This window comes from Pseudomonas sp. GM18, from assembly GCF_000282195.1.
Classification (GTDB): Bacteria; Pseudomonadota; Gammaproteobacteria; order Pseudomonadales; family Pseudomonadaceae; genus Aquipseudomonas.
On the sequence record NZ_AKJT01000087.1, the window covers coordinates 87,598 to 109,841 of the forward strand.

Consider the following 22,244-nt stretch of genomic DNA (forward strand, 5'->3'; position numbering starts at 1 on the left):
CCGAAAACCGCCAACGCCTTTGTCTGTGGGGCTTTCATGCGTCTGTGCATTTTAAATGCATAAATAAATGCATTTATGCATTGACTGTATATGCATCCATGCATATTCTTTGTCTCAAGCCGCTCAACAAAGCGGCTCGAAACGAAGCTCTTTAGTTCCACCACAAAGGCAGCGATGAACCGGCCTCAACGGTTCAGAGGGTTGGCAACTGACCCGGGTGTGCAGCGTAAAGCACCAGAAGCAGTTATCCGGCGGGCAGGGACCGCGGTCGGACAAACAATTTGAATGGACTCGTACCGCGCCAGTAGCGCCGAAAAGTCAGCTTCCTTTTTTGATACAGGATTTAAAGGAAGGCGAAGGACCGCATTACTGAAAAGCCCGGCAGGCGCCGGGCTTTTTGGAATGCCTACCTGCCGTCGTCAGCTTGGTAAGCAAGCCGATTCGAACACCCAAAACAACACAAAGGAATGAATACATGAAGCGCTATGCACGCATTGAAAACAAGTTGGTGACTGATCTCGTCGAGACTGATGAGGAGCTGATCTCGCAGTCTCCCTTCGTGGTGATCTGGGCCGACGTAACCAACATCACCGAAGTCGCCATCGGTTGGGTGGCAACCTTCTTCAACGGCGGCTGGACCTATGCCCCGATGACAGACGAAGAGCTACGCAATCGGGCAAAGGAGAAGAAAGCGACTCTGCTTCACGCGGCCTTCGATACACAGCTTATGAGTGCGCTGCAGTTCAAAGTCGATGCCGGTGTCGCGACCCCGGAAGAACAAGCTGCGTTTCTGGCAAACAGGCAATTCTGCATCGAGGTGAGCAACATCGAAAAGCAGCCTGGGTATCCGGGAACCATCAATTGGCCGGTCATGCCTGCTTAACCACTGAACGTTCGGAGCCGCATTACTGAAAGCCCGGTCAATACCGGGCTTTTTGGAATGTTTACCTGCCGTCAGGCACCTCAAGAGTCACTGTTTGAAAGACACACACATCACTCATCAATCACCCCAGGAGGCGTGACATGACAAACGAGCAACAAGCGTTGCTGGACATGCCGATCTGGCTAGTCATCCTCCTCGCCGTGGTGGGCGGGGTGTCTGGCGAAATGTGGCGCGCGGACAAGGAGGGCGCCCGTGGCTGGTCACTGCTGCGGCGCCTGGCGCTGCGGTCCGGGGCCTGCATGATCTGCGGGGTCTCGGCAATCATGCTGCTGTACGCCGCCGGCGTGTCGATCTGGGCCGCCGGTGCCTTTGGCTGCCTGACGGCGATGGCCGGGGCGGACGTGGCCATCGGACTTTACGAGCGCTGGGCCGCCAAGCGGATTGGCGTTTGTGAAGTGCCACCGCGCGATTCTCACCCCGATCAACAGTGAATCGGCGACACGGGAGTACGCCACCTGGGCTGTTTCATTTACCCAAACCCTGTACCTCGACCCAACGCTGCTCGAAGACCCGCCGGGCATCCCGAAATTCGTCCGCACCTGGGAGGTGTCGAACATCGACGGCACATTCAACATCCATATTGATTGACCCACCGCTTTCGCGAGCAGGCTCGCTCCCACAGTTCCTGACAGACACCTTTCATAAAACGCTGGAGTGCTTTCATGAAGATCACGCCGATCCTCACGCAGCTGCGTGAGCAATGCCCGAGCCTGGCCAATCGTGTGGCGGCGGGCATTGATCTCACCACCCTGCAAGCCAACAACCCGCTCATCACGCCTTGCGCCTACGTCGTTCCCATCGCCGATGTGGCGAGCAAAAGCGTGGCGCAAAACCTGATGCTGCAACCCATCCGCGACCGCTTCGAAGTGACCCTGGTGCTCGACACCACGGACGCCACTGCCGCGCTGGATCAACTGCACGACCTGCGCGCCGAACTATGGCGCGCACTGGTGGGTTTCAAACCTGGCAACGACTACAGCGCTATTGCCTACGACGGCGGCGAACTGGTTTCCATCAACAGCAGCCGCGTGCTCTACCGCCTGCGCTTTTTCACCGAATTCCAGCTCGGTCGCAATCTGCCGGGGCAACCGGCGCAGAGCTGGCACGAGCGTGAACTGGACGGCTTGTCGTCCTTTACCGGGGTCACCGTGCGGGTCGATGCGATCGATCCGGCGGACCCCAATCTGCAACGCCCAGGCCCCGATGGACGCCTGGAACTGACTTTCTCTGGAGACGTAACCCCATGAGCAAACGCATCACCGTGCTGCCGGCCCCGGGCCGTGTCGTGCCGGACCCGGAAGCGGGCGATCTGTTGCCCCTCGAGGGCCGTGAAGTGCCGGACAACGCCTGGTGGCGTCGACGTCTGGCCGATGGCGATATCACTACCAAAGCCGTGAAAGCGGCGAAACCACAGGGAGCCAAATAATGGCGATCGGATTCAGCAACATCCCCGCGGACATTCGTGTTCCGCTGTTCTATGCCGAAATGGACAACTCGGCCGCCAATAGCGCGTCGTCGGCGATGCGCCGCCTGATCGTCGCTCAGGTCAACAACAACATCGCCCCGGCCGATGTCGGCAAACTGGTGCTGGTGTCCAGCGTGGCGCTGGCCAAAAGCATTGGCGGCCAGGGCTCGATGCTCGCCTCGATGTATGAAACCTGGCGCAAGACCGACCCGATCGGCGAGATCTGGTGCCTGCCGCTGCACAACACTGAAGGCAGCATTGCCAAAGGCGTGCTGACCCTGACCGGTGCGGCGACCCAAAGCGGCGTGCTCAACCTGTACGTCGGCGGCGTTCGCGTTCAGGCAGCCATCGTCAACGGCGCCACCGCGGCGCAGGCGGCCACCGCCCTGGCACTGAAAATCAACGCCAGCGCCGATCTGCCGGTCACTGCGGCGGCGGTCGAAGGTGTGGTCACCCTGAGCGCCAAATGGACTGGCGACAGCGGCAACGACATCAGCCTGCAATTCAATCGCCTGGGCAAGAGCAACGGCGAAGAAACCCCGGCTGGCCTGACCTCGGCGATCACCGCCATGACCGGCGGCGCCGGTGTGCCGGATCAAGTGGCCGCCGTGGCGGCGCTGGGCGATGAACCGTTCGAGTTCATCTGCATGCCGTGGTCGGATCTGTCGACGCTCAACACCTGGCAAGCGGTCATGGATGACAGCACCGGTCGTTGGTCCTGGGCCAAGCAATTGTTCGGTCACGTTTACAGCGCCAAACGCGGCACCGTCGGCACTCTGGTGGCGGCAGGGCAAGCGCGTAACGACCAGCACATGACCATTCAGGCGCTAGAGCCGGGCGTACCGCAACCGTTCTGGGTGCAGGCCGCCGCATTGGCCGCGCGCACTTCGGTGTTCATCTCGGCCGATGCCAGTCGTCCGACCCAAAGCGGCAGCCTGCCAGGTCTTGACCCAGCACCGGCGAGCGAGCGTTTCACCCTGACCGAGCGTCAGTCGCTGCTCAACTACGGCATCGCCACTGCGTACTACGAAGGCGGCTACGTGCGCATTCAGCGTTCGATCACCACCTATCAGAAGAACGCCTACGGCCAGGCAGACAACTCCTACCTGGACAGCGAAACCATGCACCAGTCGGCGTTCATCGTGCGTCGTCTGCAAAGCGTGATCACCAGCAAATACGGTCGCCACAAACTGGCCTCCGACGGCACCCGCTTCGGCGCCGGCCAGCCAATCGTCACCCCGAGCACCATTCGCGGTGAGCTGATTGCCCAGTACGCCAAGCTCGAACTGGAAGGCCATGTGGAAAACGCCGAGCTGTTCGCCGAGCACCTGATCGTCGAGCGCGACCCCCAGGACCCGAGTCGGGTCAACGTGCTGTTCCCGCCGGACTACATCAACGGCCTGCGCGTGTTCGCGCTGCTCAACCAGTTCCGTCTGCAGTACGACGACGCAGCCTGATCGCTGCCTTTGACTGTGTGAATTCGGCCCACCGCGTGTGGGCTTTTTATTTGAAGGGAGAAACACCATGGGTCAACTGATTGCGGGCACCTGCTACGTCAAAGTGGACGGCGCTCAACTGACCATCAACGGCGGCTGCGAAGCGCCATTGATGGCCGTTAAACGGGAAACCGTCGTGCCGGGCTTCTACAAGGAAACCGACATTGCGCCGTCGTTCAAAGTGACGGCGCTGCACACCGCGGACTTCCCGCTCAAGCAACTGATCGCAGGCACCGACATGACCGTCACCTGCGAATTCAGCAACGGCAAAGTCTACGTACTGGCCGGCGCCTATCTGGTGGAAGAGCCGGTCTCCAAAGGCGACGACGCCACCATCGAACTGAAATTCGAAGGCATCAAGGGGACCTGGCAATGAGCAACGCCGTGAAGCTTCAAGTTGCGATCGAAGCCCACGGCGAGCCCTTGACCGAACTCAACCTGCGCCGTCCGACGGTGCAGGAAGTGCGGGCGATCAAGGCGCTGCCGTACAAGATCGACAAGAGCGAAGAGGTCAGCCTCGACATGGACGTCGCGGCCAAATACATCGCCGTGTGCGCCGGCATCCCGCCGTCGTCGGTCAACCAGCTGGATCTGGCTGACCTCAACACGTTGAGTTGGGCGGTCGCGAGTTTTTTCATGAGTGCGGCATCGGGGCCATCACCGACCTGATCGCAGTCGCCTATGACCTGGCCTGGTTCTGGAAGGTTGACCCCGAACAGATGATGGCCAGGCCACTGGATGTGCTCCGCGAATCGCTGGAGCACGCGCAACGGATCAATGCGATGCAGCAGGTGCAGTGATGGCGAACATACAAATAAACATGAGCCAGACGAATATCCAGGCCACAGTGAACATGCTCGTGGTAATGCAGGGCGTCAAGAAGCTGGACGTCGAGCTAAAGGGGATTCGAGGCAAGGTCGCCGCGTTCAAGAAAAGCATGGAGGACAGCGGCCTCAAGCCGCTGGACCTCTCCGGGTTCATCTCCGGTGGCGGCCTGCTGAAACCGTTCCAAGACGGCATTAAAAAAGCCATCGAGGCTCAGGATGCGCTGGCGAAAAAAGCCAGGGCCCTCAAGGGGCTGAAAGTACCCAAGGTGGTACAGGGTGAAACCTCGACCAACCTTGCCAAATTCAGCAAATCGCTCGACAACATCTCGCTGAAGATTGGTCAGGCGTTGCTTCCGGCGGTCAATGGCATCGTCACCGCGCTGACGCCGGTGATGACCTCAGTAGGCCAGTTCGTGGCGAACAATTCTTATCTGGTGGAGGGATTGGCGGCGGCTGCGGTGGCGTTCACCGTGGTCACTGTCGCCGCGATGGGGCTGGTCGCGGTAATGGGCATACTGACTTCGCCGGTCGGCGTGATTGCCGCAGTCATCGCGGCGGCTGTCGCGATCATCGTGATCGGCGCCCGTTTGATCACGGATAACTGGGCACCGATCTCGGAATTCTTCTCCGGGCTCTGGCAGTCCATCAGCGCTGCAACCGATGCGGGGATAGCGACGATCAAACAGGGCTGGGACGACCTCGGAACGAACCTGTCGCAAACCTGGGATTCGATCGGGGCTTCGACCCGCGAGGCGTGGGCAGGGCTCAAAGCGGACTTTTTCGCTGGCGCCAACAACGTCGTGACAGGAACAACCGAGCGTTTTGCAAAACTCCGGGTGACGATGGACGAGGCCTGGTCTTCGGCCAGCAGCGTTGTGACCGATTTCTTTAACCGTGCGACGACGAAAACAACGGCCGGCTATGAGGCGCTCAAGGCGCGGTTCAACTGGTCGCCGAGAGAGACGATGACCGGGGTCTGGCGTTCAGCGGCCAGCGTAGTTACTGATTTTTGGAGCAGTTTGACGGCGAAAACGGCGGCGGGCTATGAAACGCTGAAATCGACATTTTCCTGGTCACCGACGGCTTTGATCGAAGGCCTGTGGCAGCCACTGGCGGGTGTGTTCTCCGCGCTGTGGGATGTGCTTCACGCATCGGCGGCAGCGTTTATCGATGGTTTTCGCGGTTTGTTTGGCGAGTCGCCGCTTGAGTCGGTCACTGCTGCGTGGGATGGCTTGAAGGGGTACTTTTCCGGTTTGTGGACATCGCTGACGGCTGACGTACAACCGATTCTGGACACGTTCGGTTCGCTGTTTGGCGAGTCGCCGATGGAAGCGATCAAGCAAGCCTGGGAGCCGATTCTTGGCTGGTTCAGTGAGTTGTGGGCAAAACTCCAGAGCATTATCGGGCCGATCAAAAACCTGCTCGGTGGCGGCGTGGGCGGATTGGTCGCGACGATCACCGGCCAGCCGGGTGCTGACGGCGAAAAAGGTCAGACGCCTTCGTTTTTCCGTAAAGATGCTGATGTTCCGCAAGCTGCATCGGGGTTGCCCGGCAATTTGCCACAAACCTCCAGCACCCTGATCCAGCAAACCGCCGCCAACAACCGCACGCAACTCGAAGGCGGTCTCACCGTGCGTTTCGACAATGCACCGCAAGGCTTGCGTGTCGATCAGGCACAGACCAATCAACCGGCGCTGGCGATGAATTCGCGCATCGGCTACCGCTCACTTTCCCTAGGAGGCTCCAATGAGCTGGCGTGACCGTTTGTTGCCGGCGTCCTTTCGTGGTGTCGGTTTCTGGGTCGATCAGGCGAAAACCCCGGTCGGTAAAAATGGCCAGTTGCACGAGTATCCGCAGCGGGACCTGCCGTTTTTCGAGGGCCTTGGCCAGCAGGCGAAGATCCACGATCTGACGGCGTTCATCGTCGGCCCCGATTGCCTGGAGCAGCGCGACAAGCTGCTCAAGGCGCTGGAGCAGGGCAGTGGCGAACTGGTCCACCCGTGGCTGGGGCGGCTACAAGTCAAGGTTGGCGAATGCGACATGACCCAGACCCGCCAGGACGGTGGGCTGGTGACCTTTGCGCTGAAGTTTTACCCCGATGAACCGCTGCCGTTTCCGACGGCCACGGTCAGCACGCAGAAAGTGTTGCTGGCATCGGCTGACCATTTTCTGGGTTCGGCGGTGGCGCGTTTCGAAGACGCGATGACCTTGATAAAGGCTGCGCGGATTGGCATTGCCGAACTGCGCAACAGCATCAAGGACATTTACGGTGTCATCCAGCAACAGCTACAGCCGTTGATCGATCAATACAAGCAGATCAGCGAGCTGGTCAAAGCGGTCAAGGAATTGCCCAGGGAAGTGGCGGCCGAATTCAAGGGATTGATCGGCGACATCAAGGAACTCAAGGACTTCGCCCGTGAAGGCTATCGTGGCGTGATTGCCAACGTCTCCCAACAGGTCGAAGCCATTCGCAAGGCCGATGCGCCGAAGATAACCACCGGCAAGGACACCACTGCCGCTGCCCAAGCGCTGGCCGATCTGGTGCAGGACACGTTGCTGGTGCAGGCCGCCCAATGGGTCGCCTCGATGCCGGTGGCATCCAAGGTGGTTAAGCTCGGTTCCACGCCGTCCGTGGAGCAACAGGCTGTGCAACCGGTCCAGCGTCAGGCCGTACCGGTGGCCGATGATGTGCTGGCCCTGCGCGCGGCCCTCGACGAGGCGATCCACCAAGCGTCGAATAAGGCTGATCCTGCGCACTATCAGGCAATGACGGACCTGCGCCACAAGCTCAATGCGCATCTGACGGCCGTTGCGTCGTCGGGTGTGAGGCTGGTCAGCAAGTCGTTCCAGGAGAGTTTTCCAGCGCTGGTGGTCGCCTATAAGCAACTGGGCGATGCCACTCGCGTGGAGGAAGTAGTCCAGCGCAACGGCATTGTTCATCCGAGTTTTCTCCCACCGAACGACCTGAAAATCTCTCGGGAGTAAGCCATGAGTGAACTGGATAACAGGGTCACTCTGACCGTTGACGGTCTGGAGTATGGCGGCTGGAAAAGCGTGCAGATCACCGCGGACCTGGAGCGCCAGTTCCGCACCTTCAAACTCGACATCACTTGGCAATGGCCAGGGCAGACCGAGGTGCGACGGATTCAACCGGGCGCACCGTGCGAAGTGCGGATCGGCAACGATCTGGTGCTCACCGGGTATGTGTTCAAAGCGCCGATCAGTTATGACGGGCGTCAGATCAGCCTGAGCATCGAAGGCAGTTCTTGTACCCAGGACCTGGTGGATTGCGCCGCGACCAACCGCCCGAACCAATGGCATGAGCAATCGCTGTTGAGCATCGTCGAAGCGCTGGCGATCACCTACAAGGTCTTTGTGGTCAGCGAAATTCCCGAAACCGCCCGGCTCGGCAGTCACACCGTCGTGCCGGGGGAAACGGTGTTTCAATCCATCGACCGCTTGCTGACGCTGTTCCGGGTGTTTTCTACCGATGACGCCCAAGGCCGGCTGGTACTGGCCCGGCCTGGCAGTGGTGGCCGGGCCAGCGATGCGCTGGAATTGGGCAAAAATATTCTGTCGGCCAACGCACCGATGGATTACAGCCAGGTGTTCTCCGAATACCGGGTAATCGGTCAGCAAAAGGGCACGGACAAGAAGAGCGGGGCGGCGGTCAGCGAGGTTGAAGCGGTGTCTGCCGACCTGAGCTACAAGCGTCGACGGGTCACGGTGATCAACGAAGGCATGCAGATCAATCCCGATCTCGCCTTGCAACGGGCCAACTGGGAAAGCGCCACCCGCGTCGGCAAGGCCAAAACCACCACCTATCAGGTGCAGGGTTGGCGGCAATCCAACGGCGATCTGTGGCGTCATAACACGCTGGTACGGGTCAAGGACCCGGTGCTGGGGTTCGATGACGACATGCTGATCTCGAAGGTGACGTACTCGCTGTCGGCGCAAGGTTCGGTCACCACCCTGCAAGTCGCACCGCCGCATACCTTCGACGCCAATCCCGAGCCCCCGAAAAAAACCTGATAGCCCCTTAAAAGATCGCCGTCACAAGGTAGCTATTCAGGTCAATCGCACTGGATTGGCATCGCCCCTCAAAGGAATTCAACATGAGCCTACTGACACGCCTCCTGGCGCGCGGCACTGTCGTGCTCGCCAACTCGGCCACCAAGCTTCAATCGCTGCAAATGCGCCTCACCGCCGGCGAAGTGAACGACGACATGGAGCACTTCGAACCCTACGGTTTCACCAGCAACCCACTGGCCGGCGCCGAAGGTGTCGCCACGTTTCTGGGCGGTGATCGCTCCCACGCCATCGTGCTGGTGGTCGCCGATCGCCGCTATCGCCTCCAGTCCCTGGCCGCGGGCGAAGTGGCGATCTACACCGACGAAGGCGACAAGATCCACTTCAAGCGCGGGCGGATCATCGACATCGAAACCGCCACCCTGAACATCCGCGCCAGCAGCGCGGTGAACATCGACAGCCCCGTGATCAACCAGACCGGAAAAATCGTCTCCACCGGCGATCAGATTGCCGGTGGCATCAGCCAGATCAAACACGTTCACGTCGGTGTGCAAGCGGGCAATGGCCAGACCGGCGTACCGGCGGGAGGGCAGTGATGCTGATCAGCCAAAACCTCCACGCCGCACTGACCCGTGCAGTGCTGATCAGCCTGTTCACCTGGCGCCGCGCCGCCGATGACGATGCCCTCGACGACGAAGAGCGTTTCGGCTGGTGGGGCGACAGCTTTCCTACGGTGGCCGACGACCGCATCGGTTCGCGGCTGTGGCTGCTGCGCCGGGTCAAGCTGACCCGCCAGACCCAGATGGACGCCGAGTTTTATGCCCGCGAAGCCCTGCAATGGCTGATCGACGACGGCCATTGCAGCGCCATCGACATCATCAGCGAACGCCTCGACGCCCAGCGCCTGAACCTGCGCACGGTCCTGACCCTGGCCGACGGCGAACGTCTGGACATCAACCCTGATAACAGTTGGCAGGTGATCTATGCCGTTTGAAACCCCTTCGCTGCCGGTGCTGATCAAGCGCACCCAAAGCGACCTGGCCAGCGATTCGCTGCGCCAGTCCGATGCGCAAGTGCTGGCCCGCACCCTCGGTGGCGCCGCCTATGGCCTGTATGGCTATCTGGACTGGATCGCCGAGCAGATTCTCCCGGACAAGGCCGACGAATCGACCCTGGAACGGATCGCCGCACTGCGTCTGAACCAGCCGCGCAAATCCGCACAAGCGGCCAGCGGCAGCGTCAGCTTTACTGCCAGCGCCGGTGCCGTGCTGGACGTCGACACCCTGCTGCAATCGAGTGACGGTCGCACCTACAAAGTCACCGCCGCGCGCACCACCAGCAACGGCCTCAACAGCACCACCATCGCTGCGCTCGAAGCCGGTAGCCTGGGCAATGCCGAGGCCGGCATGACGCTGATTCCGGTGCAGCCGATCCAGGGCATTGCCGGCAACAGTTTCACGGTGCTGGCGCCGGGATTGATCGGCGGCATCGCGCGGGAAAGCCTGGAATCCCTGCGCTCCCGGGTCATCAGTTCCTACCGCATCATTCCCCATGGCGGCTCGGCGCAAGACTATGAAACCTGGGCGCTGGAGTGCCCCGGCGTGACTCGCGCGTGGTGTCTCGGCAGCTACCTTGGTCCGGGCACCGTCGGCCTGTTCATCATGCGCGATAACGACCCGCAACCCGTCCCGACTGCCGCGCAACTGGCCGAAGTTCAGGCTTACATCGAACCGCTGCGCCCGGTTACTGCCGAGTTGCACGTGCTGGCACCCGTGCAAGTGCCTGTGACTTACCGACTGAGCCTGACCCCGGACACCACCGCCGTGCGCGCCACTGTCGAGGCGCAACTGCGTGATCTGCATAACCGCGAAGCGGGCCTCGGCGACACGTTGCTGCTGACCCACATCGCCGAAGCCATCAGCAGCGCCACCGGCGAAAACGACCACAAACTCTTGTCGCCGATCGCCGATGTAGTAGCAGCCAATAACCAGTTGCTGACCTTTGGAGGTTGCGTATGGCAGGCATAAGAACCGCCGCGCAATACCACGCCCAACTGCGCAGCCTGCTGCCCAGCGGCCCAGCCTGGGACCCTGAACAAGTTCCTGAACTCGAAGAAGTGCTCGAAGGCGTTGCACAGGAACTGGCCCGCCTCGACGCCCGCGCCGCCGACCTGCTCAACGAAATGGACCCGGCCGGTGTCAGCGAACTGGTGCCCGATTGGGAACGAGTGATGAACCTGCCCGACCCGTGCCTGGGCGCCACCCCTCTGTTCGACGATCGCCGTCTCGCCGTACGCCGGCGACTGCTCGCGGTCGGCAGCCAGACCATCAGCTATTTCGTCGAGATTGCCCGCACCCAAGGCTACCCGAACGCCACCATCACCGAACTCAGGGCGCCGCGTATGGGGCGCTCGCGTTTCGGTGCGGCGCACTTCGGTACCTTGCAGGCGCAGTTCATGTGGACCCTCAACACCGGCGGCCGCCTGCTGCTTGGGCGGCGTTTCGGCGCCAGCTACTGGGGCGAGCGCTTTGGCATGAACCCGGGCAATGCCTTGGAATGTTTGATACACCGCAGCGCACCAGCGCATACGCTGGTTTACATCAATTATGACTAGAGGATAGAAAAGTGGATTATCCAAAGAGTGTGCCCGGCGTTGGGCTAGTGAATGGACAGTTTGTGGATGAGAGCCCGGTCACCGGGACGCCGGGATCTTTGATTCCGTCGACATGGGGCAACGCAATCACGAGCGAGATGTTGAATGTGATTGCAGCGGCGGGAATGGCCCCCAGTGAGGTTGACCTGACGCAGTTGCTGAAAGCCATCGGTACCCTTGGCCAGTCTGCTGCAAGCAGCTTTGCCATCGACACCGGCACGGCCAATTACTACGTCTGCAACTTCACGCCGGCGATCTCCGCCCGCGTCGAAGGCCAGCCCCTGCGCTTCAAGGTCAAGACGGCGAACACTGGCGCCTGCACGATCAACGACGGCCTGGGGGCTGTCGCTATGGTTGGGGGTGCCCATTCACCCCTTCGAGGTGGCGAGCTGGTCGCCAACGGTGACGCATGGGTGCAGTGGAACACCTCTATCGGCGGCGGCTCTTACATCCTGCTGTTCTGCACTGGCGCGGCTGAGCAAATCGCTCCAGCAACGCAAAGCCAGCACGCGGCCCAACTGGGCCAGATAACCGGTAGTGTCACCAGCATCAGTGCGGATACCACGCTGACCGCCGCGCAGAAGGGGTTGGTCATTATTGACGCGACGGCGTCTAACCGGACGATCACGTTGCCTACCGCCAACGCGGCACTTGGCGTGACTGACTTCATTGTTCGTCGCTTGGATAACACCACCAATTCCCTTGTTGTCACTGCGTCAGGGACCGACAAAATCAAATTTCACACCCACCTGAATGCGGCTGGATATTCATTCCTGGTCCTGATGGGGGCGTGCGATTACTGGCATTTGCGCAGTGATGGTGCGGGCAGCTGGTGGCCGGTAAGTCGTTATGACGGTACGCCGCTGGGTCGGTCGGTGCTTGAAACCACGTCCTCGTTGAGTCCCGGTGGTTACGGCGTCATGAACGGCGCGCTGTTCGCGCGGGCCGCTTTCCCCTGGTTGTGGGACCACGCGCAACAGTCAGGAATGCTGACCACGGAAGCCGCTCGCGCCGGCATGGAGGGTGGATGGACTTCGGGCGACGGTGCCACCACGTTCCGTTGTCCAGATGTCCGTGGTCGATTCCAGCGCTCCGCTGATGAGACTGCCGCAATTGACCCGAATCGTGCGGCGGGTAGCTCGCAGGCCAGCCAACTCGGAGCTCACAACCACTCCCTGCCCGGTGGAGGTACGTTTGGCACGACAATGATGGGTGGTGGTACTAACAACTACGCGCAGTGGGTTGCCGGGGCCTCGGGGTACGCCGGAGGTTCCGAGACTCGTCCGATAAACATTGCCTACCCGGGCCGAATTAAATTGATCTGAGGTGTTTTATGTCCATTTACATGTTTGATGCACTGGGTGTTTTGATTGGCCCGGTTTCTCTTCCCGAAGTTCCCGGCCTGGGCTTTCAGTTGCCGAGCAATGCCGTCGAGCTGGCTGACTTGTTGCCGACGCCTGATCCGGGCAAAGTTTGGGTGCTCGTTAACTCTATGCCGGTTCAACTCGCCGATCATCGCGGGACGGTGTACAGCGTGACGACCGGTGTAGCGGAGGAGTGGTCCGAGCTTGGCGAGCTCCCAAGCGAATATACGTTGCTCCCTTGTCCCGGTGCTTACTACGTCTGGAGCGGTACTGAGTGGCTGCTTGATGCCGCTGCGGTCGCTCAGGCTCAGTGCAATGCGCTAATGTCGGCGGCCAATCAAGTTACTGCCGGCATGGTTAACGCCTACATTGCCGGGTTGCTCGATGCAGCGGATACGGCGACCTTCAAGGCCTACGCGGCCTACCAGTTAGCGCTGAAAAAGATTGAGCAGCAACCAGGTTACCCAACCACTATTGCGTGGCCGACCTCTCCATAGCCGAGAGCGCAATTCCGATGCCCGCCAAGTGCCGGATTATTTTTTCCCGGAGAAAAGTATGCCCATCACCCAGCAGCAGTTGCTGCAGATCCTCCCGAACGCCGGCCCAGTTGCCGGCGTTTTTGTTCCTGTCCTGAATACAGCCATGGTCCGGTTTCAGATCATCACGGCCAGGCGAATCGCGGCCTTCATCGCGCAGATAGGACATGAGTCCGGGCAACTCACCCGCGTCGTTGAGAACTTGAACTACGATGCGCCGGGTCTGATGGCGACGTGGCCAAGCCGGTTCCCGGCTGATTTGGCTGCTGCGCGCGCGCGTCAGCCGGAGAAGATCGCGAACATTGCCTATGCCTCGCGCATGGGTAATGGCAATGCCGCGAGCGGTGATGGGTGGACATATCGCGGTCGCGGCCTGATCCAGATCACCGGCCGAGCAAACTATCAGGAGTGCGGTGATGACCTCGGTATTGACCTTATCGGCAATCCAGATCTCCTGATACAACCGCAGTACGCCGCGCTGTCTGCGGCCTGGTTCTGGGAACTGAACGGTTTGAATGAGCTGGCCGACCGCGACCAGTTCAACAGCATCACTCGTCGCATCAACAGTGGGCTTAACGGCCTGCAAGATCGTCTGTTGTTGTGGGCACGGGCGAGGGCGGTGCTATGCCAGTCTTCGGTCTGATGCCGGTTTCCTGCCGGGCAATTGGGCTTGTTGTGTTTCTGGCTGTGTTGACCGGAAGCTCGGCGGCGCTGGCCTGGCACTTCCAGGATTGGCGCTATGGCCGGCAACTGGCGGAACAGGCTCGCGTGCACACCGAGACGTTGAGTCGGCTGGCGCTGGCAGCGGCAACGCAGCAAGAGGCCGAGCAGGACAAGCGTCTGGCGCTTGAACAGCGTCTTTCAACCAGTGAACAAACCCATTATCGAGCGCTTAGCGATGCCGAACGTGATCAAGGTCGCCTGCGCGATCGTCTTGCCACTGCTGATGTGCGCCTGTCAGTCCTCCTCGATGCCCATGACGCTGCCTCAACCTGTGCAGTGCCAGCCGCCTCCGGCGCCGGCGGCATGGATCATGGTGCCCCTCGAGCCCGACTTGACCCGGCGCATGCTCAACGAATTATCGCCATCACCGATGCCGGCGACCGTGGACTGATTGCCTTGCAGGCCTGTCAGGCCTATGTCAGAGCCCTTGCTCGCTAACATTTTGATCGATCCTGAACCTTGCAAGTGCGATTCGCTCGTGTACGGTAGGCCTCATTCCGCTCGATCAGGAGAGAGCCGTGAAAGAGATTACTCATCTGGCCGATCTACTCGGCAAACGCTTGCAGTTTCTCAATGCCCACGTCACTGCCGCCGAGTCCTGCACCGGCGGAGGGATCAGCGAGGCGATCACCCGCATTCCGGGGAGCTCAGCGTGGTTCGAGGCCGGTTATGTCACCTACTCAAACCGTCAGAAAACCCAGCAATTGAATGTCCCGGCAGAGTTGTTTTCAACTGTCGGGGCGGTCAGTCGCGAGGTGGTCGAGGCCATGGTCCGAGGCGCGCAGGAAAAAAGCCGGGCGCGTTTTGCCGTGGCGGTCAGTGGTGTGGCGGGGCCGGATGGCGGTTCGCCGAACAAGCCCGTGGGGACGGTGTGGCTGGCCTGGGGCGTCGGTGAGCAGGTGTTCAGTGAGGTTCAGCACTTTGCCGGTAACCGCGACGAGGTCCGCCGACAAACGGTGAAGGCCGCGCTAGAGGGGCTGCTGCGGCATGCCGCTGGAGAAATCTCAAATCAGGGGTAGGCGATCCTGAAACGCTGTGGAATAATACTGGCTACTTATACAGGTGTTGGCCGTCAGGCCTTATTGATTACGTGAGGACTTTAATGGACGACAACAAGAAGAAAGCCTTGGCTGCGGCCCTGGGTCAGATCGAACGTCAATTCGGCAAGGGTGCCGTAATGCGTATGGGCGATCAGGACCGTCAGGCGATCCCGGCCATTTCCACTGGCTCTCTGGGTCTGGACATCGCGCTCGGCATTGGCGGTCTGCCAAAAGGCCGTATCGTTGAAATCTACGGTCCTGAATCCTCCGGTAAAACCACCCTGACACTGTCGGTGATCGCCCAGGCTCAAAAAGCCGGCGCGACCTGCGCATTCGTCGACGCCGAACACGCTCTCGACCCTGAGTACGCCGGCAAACTGGGCGTCAACGTCGACGACCTGCTGGTTTCCCAGCCGGACACCGGCGAGCAGGCCCTGGAAATCACCGACATGCTGGTGCGTTCCAACGCCGTTGACGTGATCATCGTCGACTCCGTGGCCGCTCTGGTGCCAAAGGCTGAAATCGAAGGCGAAATGGGCGACATGCACGTGGGCCTGCAAGCCCGTCTGATGTCCCAGGCGCTGCGTAAAATCACCGGTAACATCAAGAACGCCAACTGCCTGGTGATCTTCATCAACCAGATCCGCATGAAAATCGGCGTGATGTTCGGCAGCCCGGAAACCACCACCGGTGGTAACGCGCTGAAGTTCTACGCATCGGTTCGTCTGGACATCCGTCGTACTGGCGCGGTGAAAGAAGGTGATGAAGTCGTTGGTAGTGAAACTCGCGTCAAAGTCGTGAAGAACAAGGTGGCTTCGCCGTTCCGTCAAGCCGAGTTCCAGATTCTTTACGGCAAGGGCATCTACCTCAACGGTGAGATGATCGACCTGGGTGTGCTGCACGGTTTCGTCGAGAAGTCCGGTGCCTGGTATGCCTACAACGGCACCAAGATCGGTCAGGGCAAAGCCAACTCGGCCAAGTTCCTGGCAGATAACCCGGAAATCGCCGCGACCCTCGAGAAGCAGCTGCGCGACAAGCTGCTGACCCCGGCACCGGACGTCAAGGCTTCGGCCGTCAGAGAGACCGAAGACGACCTGGCTGACGCTGATATCTGATCGATCCGATGACCGCCGTACTCGATACACTCGTCGCGGTGCGGCGAACCGCAATGGACCTGCTCGCGCGACGCGAGCACGGTCGAGTCGAGCTGACGCGTAAACTGCGTCAGCGCGGCGCCCTCCCTGAAATGATCGACACAGCACTCGACCGCTTGACGGAAGAGGGCTTGTTGTCCGAATCCCGTTACCTCGAAAGCTTCGTTTCCTACCGTGCCCGTTCCGGTTATGGCCCTTTGCGCATTCGCGAAGAGCTGAGCCAGCGTGGCCTGCAACGTACCGACATTGAGCTCGCCTTGCGCGAGAGTGGTATCGATTGGCAGGAACAACTGGAAGACACCTGGCGGCGCAAATTTTCCGGGCATTTACCGATAGACGCCCGGGAACGTGCCAAACAGGGCAGGTTCCTGAGTTATCGGGGATATTCCATGGAAATGATCAGCCGCTTGTTCAGCGGCCGAGGGATGGACGATTGACTGAAACGGCTCGCTATTTCGATAGCGGGCCGTTTTTTTTGCATCACGTTACCTTGGACGGTTGCCGTGTGCGTTGTTGCGCCTGGGGTTTGGACTGGGCCCAGTTTTCCGGCAGGTTGATGTAATCCACCAATTCCCGCAGACGGCCATGATCACGAGCGTTGAAGGTAAAGGACAAGCGCGCCAGATGACTGAACTGCGCTTCGTCGTGCTCCTCGCCACTGTAGGCATGCTGATGGAAATGATCACTCAGGCACAGGTCGGCGAATGCCTCCTGCATGTGTTCAAGCGCCCGGTCGCTGAGCTTATGGTTCATGCGAATCACGAACTGATGCTTGAGCCAGCGGCTGGAGTGGAAGTTGCTGTAGAACTGGTTGATCTGCTCCACAGCATCTTCGACGCTGTAGACCAGGCTCAACAGCTTCATGTCGGTCGGCAGGATGTAGCGATTTTCCTCCAGTTGATGGTGAATGAAATCCAGCGCGCCTTGCCAGAACGTGCCGCCTGGTGCATCCAGTAGCACCACGGGCACCAGCGGGCTTTTGCCGGTCTGGATCAGGGTCAGCACCTCCAGTGCTTCATCCAGCGTACCGAAACCGCCTGGGCAAAGGACCAGCGCATCGGCTTCCTTGACGAAGAACAGCTTGCGGGTAAAGAAAAAGTGGAAGGGCAGCAGGTTGGCGGTGCCATTGACCGTGGGATTGGCATGTTGCTCGAAGGGCAGGGTGATATTGAATCCCAGGCTGTGTTCCAGGCCGGCACCTTCATGGGCTGCCGCCATGATGCCGCCACCGGCGCCGGTGATGACCATCATGTCCGAGCGCGCCAGGGCGGCGCCCAGTTCTCGGGCCTGAGCATACAACGGGTGTTCTATCGGCGTGCGGGCCGAGCCGAAAACGGTAACTTTGCGTCGACCCTTGAACTGCTCCAGCACACGGAAGGCATGCTCGAGTTCGCGCAGGGCTTGCAGGGTGATTTTGGCATTCCAGCGGTTGTGATCTTCCTGGGCCATGCGCAGCACGGTCAGGATCATGTCGCGGTAAATCGGGATGTTGGGGCTGTTGGGTGAAACCAGGTTGAGTTGTTCTTCGACCTTGCTGGTGAGGTCGTGGCCGCTTTCTTGAAAATGACGGCTCAGGAGGTCATTCGGTTGGTAAGGCATTCAACTTCTCCTTCTGCACAGAACCCTCGGCCCGACAAAACAATCGTCGGCGCCGCGACACCCCTTGTGTCGCTGTCTGCCCAAGCCCATGCCTGGGCGCTCTACCTGACTCGGTTGCAATCAAGTCATCCATACGGGCTCTGCTTATCCCTTGAATGAAAGAAACGTTCGCACAATAAGACACCGTAATGGGCAGCCCCTTTTCTGCCCTCGAAAAAATAACGTGAACACTTTGAATTTAGACCCTCGCAACGATTTGCGCTGGCTCGATCATTGCGCCGCAAAGTCTTTCCTGGCAACCGCTTATTGACGATTTGCAAGGTGCTTTCACCGTTCGTCTGAACGCAAGCCGCATGTTCTGCGCTCTGATTTACTAAGTTACAGGCGTGATACGACAACTGTGCGTCAATGGCAGGACGCAACGTTCAAGCAATTCAGGGATTTATCGCGTGATCAACGGCGATCAATGCATGCAGGGAGGCGGGAAACCATGCCCAGAGTGACTCTGGAGATCGATGCGCAACTGTATCGATTGCTGAAAGCATCGGCCGAGGCCCATCATTTGAGTCTCGAAGAGGAGTGTTGCCGACGTCTGGAGGGCGGGGAGCGACGTTCGCGTTACTTGCAGGCGCTGCTGGCAGAACTGCGCGCCGAGGATGAACAGCGGCGCGCCAATGCCGGATAATTATTTCTTCTTCGCGGGAGTCGCTTTCGGGCAGTCCGATTCCTGGAAGCTTGCGGAGCCGACCGGGCGGTTGGTCTTCACCTCGGTGAAGTCGTAACGCATGATCGCGCCCTTGGCCATCAGCTTGCGGAACCCTTCGTTTCTGCAGACGGAGGCGCCAAGCTGGAAGTACACCGCTTTTGGATCGGCGCGCATTTTTTCGGCGTGGCTGCTTTGCACGCTCAAGTGGTTGATCAGCACTTTTCCTTCGGCAGTGTAGCCCTGATCAAGAATGTCTTCGTTGATCGCCCGTGGAGTGCCAACGCTGCTCTGTACGGCGACGTTTCGCAGCTCTCTGTTCAGATTCTGCTCACTCAAGGAAGCAGCCTGAGCGCTGAAGGACGACGCCAGCAAAACGGCAGCGGTGGGAACGATAAGGCGCAGCATGAAACTCTCCTGGTTCAGTGACTGGTGGTTCGACCCGTCACATGACTGTGCGTTCAGTGGCGGCGAATTATAGGGGAGGAGGCCCGGACGGTACAGGCTTGCGCCGAACCCTCTGGTAAACTGCCGGCACTTTTTGCCTTGCCGAGTGTTTTTTGTGTCGATTTTCCTTACCTGTCGGCGTTGCCTGCGATGAGTCAAACCCTTGCGCCCTTTTCGAAGAACGCCGTCGCCCGTTTGCGCGATGAACGCGAAGAGGCTGGCATCAAGCCTATTCAGGCCCGTGGCTGGCGGGCAACCCGTTGCCGTGCCTGCCGCGTGATCGAGAGCCACTGTTTGTGCGCCTGGCGCCCGCAGGTCGAAACCCGCAGCGGCGTGTGCCTGATCATGACTAATAAAGAAGTGTTCAAGCCGAGCAACACCGGTTGGCTGATCGCCGATGTGGTGCGTGACAACCATGCATTCATCTGGTCACGCACCGAAGTCGATGAACAACTGCTGGCGCTGTTGGCCGATCCGCAATGGCAACCGTACCTGGTGTTTCCGGGCGAATACGTCGAGCCTGAACGAGTTACCCACAGCGTCGCGGCTGATAGCACCAAGCGCCCGCTGTTCATCCTGCTGGACGCCACCTGGACCGAAGCCCGGAAGATTTTCCGTAAAAGCCCTTATTTTGATGGGTTGCCGATTCTGAGCCTGCTCCCCGAGAAGCTTTCACGCTACCGATTGCGCAGGTCCACGCGCAGCGAGCACCTGTGCACGGCCGAAGTGGCCGCACTGTGCCTGGATCTTGCTGGCGATACAGACGCGGCATCGGCACTGGACGCCTATTTTGATGTGTTCAGCCAGCATTACCTGGATGCTAAGCATCAGCTGGATATGAATGTTGAAACACCGGCCCACGCCGAGCTGATGCCCTTCGTACAGCACGCGGCGCCCGTTGTCGGCTGAACGTCGCCCATACTGCAAGGAACGAGGCCCGTTGGCCGCGCCATGCAACTTGACCACCCCGGCTTCGCTGGGCATGCTTGGCGCCGATTAGGGCGCGGCCAAGGTTTGATACGCCGACGTGTTGGTGTTGAACGTGCCCTGTTGGTGCCGCTGCGTGGCGGCACCTCGAGTTGTTTTGGCGAGGCCTGAATGCATCGGGCGTCCCATGAAAAACAGGATCATTTGAAAAATGGCCACATACGAAATCCTGATTGCCGATGACCACCCTCTTTTTCGTAGTGCCCTGCATCAAGCATTGACCCTGGGCCTGGGCCCGGATGTCCGGCTGGTGGAAGTGGCGAGCATTGCCGAGCTTGAAAGCCGCCTGACCGAAAAGGCCGATTGGGACCTGGTATTGCTGGACCTGAACATGCCAGGGGCTTACGGTTTTTCCGGGCTGGTGCTGTTGCGTGGTCAGTACCCGCAGATTCCGGTGGTGATGGTGTCGGCTCAGGAAGAGGCGTCGATCATGGTCAAGTCCCGTGAGTTCGGCGCCAGCGGTTTCATTCCCAAGTCCAGTGACCTGAGTGTCATTCAGAAAGCCGTGCGCGCGGTGCTCGATGGTGACGTTTTCTGGCCGCCCCAGGCCTTCGAAGCGGTCAGCGTTTCCGACGAAGCCAAGGCTGCCAGCGAAGGCCTTGCCAGCCTGACACCCCAGCAGTTCCGGGTGTTGACCATGGTCTGCGAGGGTTTGCTGAACAAGCAGATTGCTTACGAATTGAGCGTGTCCGAAGCGACGATCAAGGCCCACGTCACGGCGATTTTCCGTAAGCTGAATGTGCGGACCCGGACCCAGGCGGCGCTGCTCTTGCAACAACTTGAGTCAATTACGAGCCACTAAGGTGTTACGTATTCACGCTTTTTTGACTTTGCTTAATCTAGCTTTCCCACTCCTTTTTGGTCAGTTGCTTACTCTATGTCACCTTTCAAAGGCCAGACCGGCCTAAAACGCATCCTCAACGCCTCCGGCTACTCCCTGGACGGCCTGCGCGCGGCCTTCACCGGTGAAGCGGCTTTTCGGCAACTGGTGTTGCTCAATGCGATCCTGATTCCGCTGTCGTTCTTCCTGAGCGTCAGCCGTGTCGAGCGGGCGCTGCTGATTGCAGTCTGCCTGTTGGCGCTGATCGTCGAATTGCTCAACTCGGCGGTGGAAGCGGCCATCGACCGTATTTCCCTGGAGTTGCACCCACTGTCCAAGAACGCCAAGGACATGGGCAGCGCCGCTCAACTCGTAGCGTTGAGCATGATCGCGCTGGTGTGGGCGGTGATCCTGCTTTAAGCAATGGCAGGCAGAACGATCTCGTCGCTGCGCTGAACCCCGGCGGTGAAGGCGCGGCACAGTTCGAGGAATTCGCGCATCGCCGAGGTCTGGTATTTCTGTTTGTGCCAGATGAAATAGAACTGTCGCGCCAGGTCCAGATCCGGTGTTTCCACCGGCACCAGGCTGCCACGGCGGAACGCATCGCGCAGCGCCAGGCGTGAAATACAGCCAATCCCCAAACCCGATTCCACTGCGCGCTTGATCGCTTCGGTGTGTTCCAGCTCCAGGCGAATGTTCAGCGCGCTGCGGTGGTGGCGCATGGCCTGATCGAACGTCAGCCGCGTGCCGGAGCCTTGTTCACGCAAGATCCAGGCTTCATGACTCAGCTCCTCCATGGTGGCTGTACCGCGTTTGGCCAGCGGATGCCGGGGCGCGCAGAACACCACCAGCTCATCTTCGACCCAGCTCTGCACTTCGATGTCCGGATGGCTGCAGTCGCCTTCAATTAGACCCAGATCAATTTCATAGTGAGCCACCTGTTGCACGATGTTGGCGGTGTTCTGCACATGCAGCTTCACCTGGCTTTCCGGATGGCGCTGCATGAAGCTGCCGATCAGCAGGGTGGCCAGGTAATTGCCGATGGTCAGGGTCGCGCCAACCGCCAGGGAGCCGAAACCGGACTTGCCGTTGAGCAGGTCTTCGATCTCCTTGGCCTGATCGAGCAGGGCCACCGCTTGCGGCAACAGTTGTTTGCCGAGGGCGTTGAGGCTCAGCCGTTTGCCGGCGCGATCGAACAGCTGACAGCTGCACTGGCGCTCCAGCTCGGTGATCGAGGTGCTCGCCGCCGATTGCGAGAGGTTGAGCAGACCCGCGGCACGGGATACGCTTTCCTGCTGGGCGACGGCGACGAATACTTGAAGTTGACGGAGAGTAAATCGCATATCGATATAACCGATAACCCTTATCTTAATAATCCATTTAACAGATATTGTCGCTGCCATTAGAATGCGATGCAATTGCGCACATCATCGGCGCAGGCAAAATCTCCAGGAGTCC

The 22,244-nt window shown here is 59.8% G+C and carries 29 protein-coding genes; 26 read left to right on the forward strand and 3 right to left on the reverse strand.

The window, feature by feature from the left end; all coding sequences use genetic code 11:
• Positions 1 to 475 precede the first annotated feature (475 nt).
• The 22 genes from PMI21_RS06695 (at position 476) to recX (ending at position 16,667) form a co-directional block, all read left to right on the forward strand.
• Complete coding sequence (locus PMI21_RS06695; RefSeq protein ID WP_007940539.1) at positions 476 to 883, forward strand: tail fiber assembly protein; 408 nt, start codon at positions 476 to 478, stop codon at positions 881 to 883.
• 140 nt (positions 884 to 1,023) lie between these two features.
• Positions 1,024 to 1,374 carry a phage holin family protein gene (locus PMI21_RS06690; protein WP_007940540.1) on the forward strand — a complete coding sequence of 117 codons (351 nt, stop codon included), beginning with the start codon at positions 1,024 to 1,026 and terminating at the stop codon, positions 1,372 to 1,374.
• Positions 1,334 to 1,531: a hypothetical protein gene (locus PMI21_RS29135; RefSeq protein WP_007940541.1), complete on the forward strand. Its 198-nt coding sequence runs from the start codon at positions 1,334 to 1,336 to the stop codon at positions 1,529 to 1,531. Before PMI21_RS06690 ends, PMI21_RS29135 begins: the two co-directional genes overlap by 41 nt.
• Before the next feature lie 74 nt (positions 1,532 to 1,605).
• Positions 1,606 to 2,190, forward strand: a complete 585-nt coding sequence (locus tag PMI21_RS06685; RefSeq protein ID WP_007940542.1) for a phage tail terminator protein — start codon at positions 1,606 to 1,608, stop codon at positions 2,188 to 2,190.
• Positions 2,187 to 2,369: a DUF2635 domain-containing protein gene (locus tag PMI21_RS06680; protein WP_007907211.1), complete on the forward strand. Its 183-nt coding sequence runs from the start codon at positions 2,187 to 2,189 to the stop codon at positions 2,367 to 2,369. Before PMI21_RS06685 ends, PMI21_RS06680 begins: the two co-directional genes overlap by 4 nt.
• The gene (locus PMI21_RS06675; protein ID WP_007940543.1) at positions 2,369 to 3,865 is read left to right on the forward strand and encodes a phage tail sheath subtilisin-like domain-containing protein; all 1,497 of its coding nucleotides are present in this window, start codon (positions 2,369 to 2,371) and stop codon (positions 3,863 to 3,865) included. Before PMI21_RS06680 ends, PMI21_RS06675 begins: the two co-directional genes overlap by 1 nt.
• A 67-nt stretch (positions 3,866 to 3,932) precedes the next feature.
• The gene (locus PMI21_RS06670) at positions 3,933 to 4,280 is read left to right on the forward strand and encodes a phage tail tube protein (protein WP_007907215.1); all 348 of its coding nucleotides are present in this window, start codon (positions 3,933 to 3,935) and stop codon (positions 4,278 to 4,280) included.
• Positions 4,277 to 4,573, forward strand: coding sequence for a phage tail assembly protein (locus tag PMI21_RS06665; protein ID WP_007940544.1), 297 nt, complete (start codon positions 4,277 to 4,279; stop codon positions 4,571 to 4,573). Before PMI21_RS06670 ends, PMI21_RS06665 begins: the two co-directional genes overlap by 4 nt.
• 130 nt (positions 4,574 to 4,703) lie before the next feature.
• A complete protein-coding gene (locus PMI21_RS06660) occupies positions 4,704 to 6,491 on the forward strand; it encodes a hypothetical protein (protein ID WP_007940546.1) in 1,788 nt (595 codons plus the stop codon).
• The gene (locus tag PMI21_RS06655; protein WP_007940547.1) at positions 6,478 to 7,716 is read left to right on the forward strand and encodes a DNA circularization protein; all 1,239 of its coding nucleotides are present in this window, start codon (positions 6,478 to 6,480) and stop codon (positions 7,714 to 7,716) included. Before PMI21_RS06660 ends, PMI21_RS06655 begins: the two co-directional genes overlap by 14 nt.
• Positions 7,717 to 7,719: 3 nt before the next feature.
• Entirely contained in the window at positions 7,720 to 8,763 is a 1,044-nt protein-coding gene (locus tag PMI21_RS06650) for a phage baseplate assembly protein (RefSeq protein WP_007940549.1), read from the forward strand.
• An 83-nt stretch (positions 8,764 to 8,846) separates the two neighbouring features.
• Positions 8,847 to 9,356 carry a phage baseplate assembly protein V gene (locus PMI21_RS06645; RefSeq protein WP_007940550.1) on the forward strand — a complete coding sequence of 170 codons (510 nt, stop codon included), beginning with the start codon at positions 8,847 to 8,849 and terminating at the stop codon, positions 9,354 to 9,356.
• Positions 9,356 to 9,754, forward strand: a complete 399-nt coding sequence (locus PMI21_RS06640; RefSeq protein WP_003222234.1) for a phage GP46 family protein — start codon at positions 9,356 to 9,358, stop codon at positions 9,752 to 9,754. Before PMI21_RS06645 ends, PMI21_RS06640 begins: the two co-directional genes overlap by 1 nt.
• Complete coding sequence (locus PMI21_RS06635) at positions 9,744 to 10,787, forward strand: baseplate J/gp47 family protein (RefSeq protein ID WP_007940551.1); 1,044 nt, start codon at positions 9,744 to 9,746, stop codon at positions 10,785 to 10,787. The genes PMI21_RS06640 and PMI21_RS06635 overlap by 11 nt, the downstream gene beginning before the upstream one ends.
• On the forward strand, positions 10,775 to 11,374 hold the full coding sequence (locus PMI21_RS06630) for a YmfQ family protein (RefSeq protein ID WP_007940552.1): 600 nt from the start codon (positions 10,775 to 10,777) through the stop codon (positions 11,372 to 11,374). The genes PMI21_RS06635 and PMI21_RS06630 overlap by 13 nt, the downstream gene beginning before the upstream one ends.
• Positions 11,375 to 11,385: 11 nt before the next feature.
• Positions 11,386 to 12,738, forward strand: coding sequence for a hypothetical protein (locus PMI21_RS06625; RefSeq protein WP_007940553.1), 1,353 nt, complete (start codon positions 11,386 to 11,388; stop codon positions 12,736 to 12,738).
• A gap of 8 nt (positions 12,739 to 12,746) precedes the next feature.
• Positions 12,747 to 13,274, forward strand: a complete 528-nt coding sequence (locus PMI21_RS06620; protein ID WP_007940554.1) for a tail fiber assembly protein — start codon at positions 12,747 to 12,749, stop codon at positions 13,272 to 13,274.
• Positions 13,275 to 13,332: 58 nt separating this feature from the next.
• Positions 13,333 to 13,956, forward strand: a complete 624-nt coding sequence (locus PMI21_RS06615; protein ID WP_007940555.1) for a glycoside hydrolase family 19 protein — start codon at positions 13,333 to 13,335, stop codon at positions 13,954 to 13,956.
• The gene (locus PMI21_RS06610; protein ID WP_007940557.1) at positions 13,938 to 14,474 is read left to right on the forward strand and encodes a lysis system i-spanin subunit Rz; all 537 of its coding nucleotides are present in this window, start codon (positions 13,938 to 13,940) and stop codon (positions 14,472 to 14,474) included. Before PMI21_RS06615 ends, PMI21_RS06610 begins: the two co-directional genes overlap by 19 nt.
• Before the next feature lie 80 nt (positions 14,475 to 14,554).
• The gene (locus PMI21_RS06605) at positions 14,555 to 15,055 is read left to right on the forward strand and encodes a CinA family protein (protein ID WP_007940558.1); all 501 of its coding nucleotides are present in this window, start codon (positions 14,555 to 14,557) and stop codon (positions 15,053 to 15,055) included.
• An 83-nt stretch (positions 15,056 to 15,138) separates the two neighbouring features.
• Positions 15,139 to 16,191 (forward strand): recombinase RecA, encoded by a 1,053-nt coding sequence (recA, locus tag PMI21_RS06600; protein ID WP_007940559.1) that lies wholly within the window; start codon positions 15,139 to 15,141, stop codon positions 16,189 to 16,191.
• A gap of 8 nt (positions 16,192 to 16,199) precedes the next feature.
• A complete protein-coding gene (gene recX, locus PMI21_RS06595; protein WP_007940560.1) occupies positions 16,200 to 16,667 on the forward strand; it encodes a recombination regulator RecX in 468 nt (155 codons plus the stop codon).
• 43 nt (positions 16,668 to 16,710) lie between these two features.
• Here recX and PMI21_RS06590 read toward each other — a convergent pair whose 3' ends face one another.
• Positions 16,711 to 17,829 (reverse strand): TIGR00730 family Rossman fold protein, encoded by a 1,119-nt coding sequence (locus PMI21_RS06590; RefSeq protein ID WP_007940561.1) that lies wholly within the window; start codon positions 17,827 to 17,829, stop codon positions 16,711 to 16,713.
• A gap of 490 nt (positions 17,830 to 18,319) precedes the next feature.
• Here PMI21_RS06590 and PMI21_RS06585 point away from each other — a divergent pair, with 490 nt between their 5' ends.
• Positions 18,320 to 18,514 carry a hypothetical protein gene (locus PMI21_RS06585; RefSeq protein ID WP_007940562.1) on the forward strand — a complete coding sequence of 65 codons (195 nt, stop codon included), beginning with the start codon at positions 18,320 to 18,322 and terminating at the stop codon, positions 18,512 to 18,514.
• Here PMI21_RS06585 and PMI21_RS06580 read toward each other — a convergent pair whose 3' ends face one another.
• Complete coding sequence (locus PMI21_RS06580; RefSeq protein ID WP_007940563.1) at positions 18,515 to 18,940, reverse strand: PA3611 family quorum-sensing-regulated virulence factor; 426 nt, start codon at positions 18,938 to 18,940, stop codon at positions 18,515 to 18,517.
• A 189-nt stretch (positions 18,941 to 19,129) separates the two neighbouring features.
• On the opposite strand from PMI21_RS06580, the gene PMI21_RS06575 reads away from it, so the two are divergent.
• The 3 genes from PMI21_RS06575 (at position 19,130) to PMI21_RS06565 (ending at position 21,206) form a co-directional block, all read left to right on the forward strand.
• Positions 19,130 to 19,888, forward strand: a complete 759-nt coding sequence (locus PMI21_RS06575; RefSeq protein WP_007940564.1) for a tRNA-uridine aminocarboxypropyltransferase — start codon at positions 19,130 to 19,132, stop codon at positions 19,886 to 19,888.
• Between the two features lie 229 nt (positions 19,889 to 20,117).
• Positions 20,118 to 20,768, forward strand: coding sequence for a response regulator transcription factor ErdR (erdR, locus tag PMI21_RS06570; protein WP_007940565.1), 651 nt, complete (start codon positions 20,118 to 20,120; stop codon positions 20,766 to 20,768).
• A 75-nt stretch (positions 20,769 to 20,843) separates the two neighbouring features.
• Positions 20,844 to 21,206, forward strand: a complete 363-nt coding sequence (locus PMI21_RS06565; protein ID WP_007940566.1) for a diacylglycerol kinase — start codon at positions 20,844 to 20,846, stop codon at positions 21,204 to 21,206.
• Here the strand turns inward: PMI21_RS06565 and PMI21_RS06560 are convergent.
• Complete coding sequence (locus PMI21_RS06560) at positions 21,203 to 22,129, reverse strand: LysR family transcriptional regulator (RefSeq protein WP_007940567.1); 927 nt, start codon at positions 22,127 to 22,129, stop codon at positions 21,203 to 21,205. The two genes, PMI21_RS06565 and PMI21_RS06560, sit on opposite strands and share 4 nt — an antisense overlap.
• Positions 22,130 to 22,244: the final 115 nt, after the last annotated feature.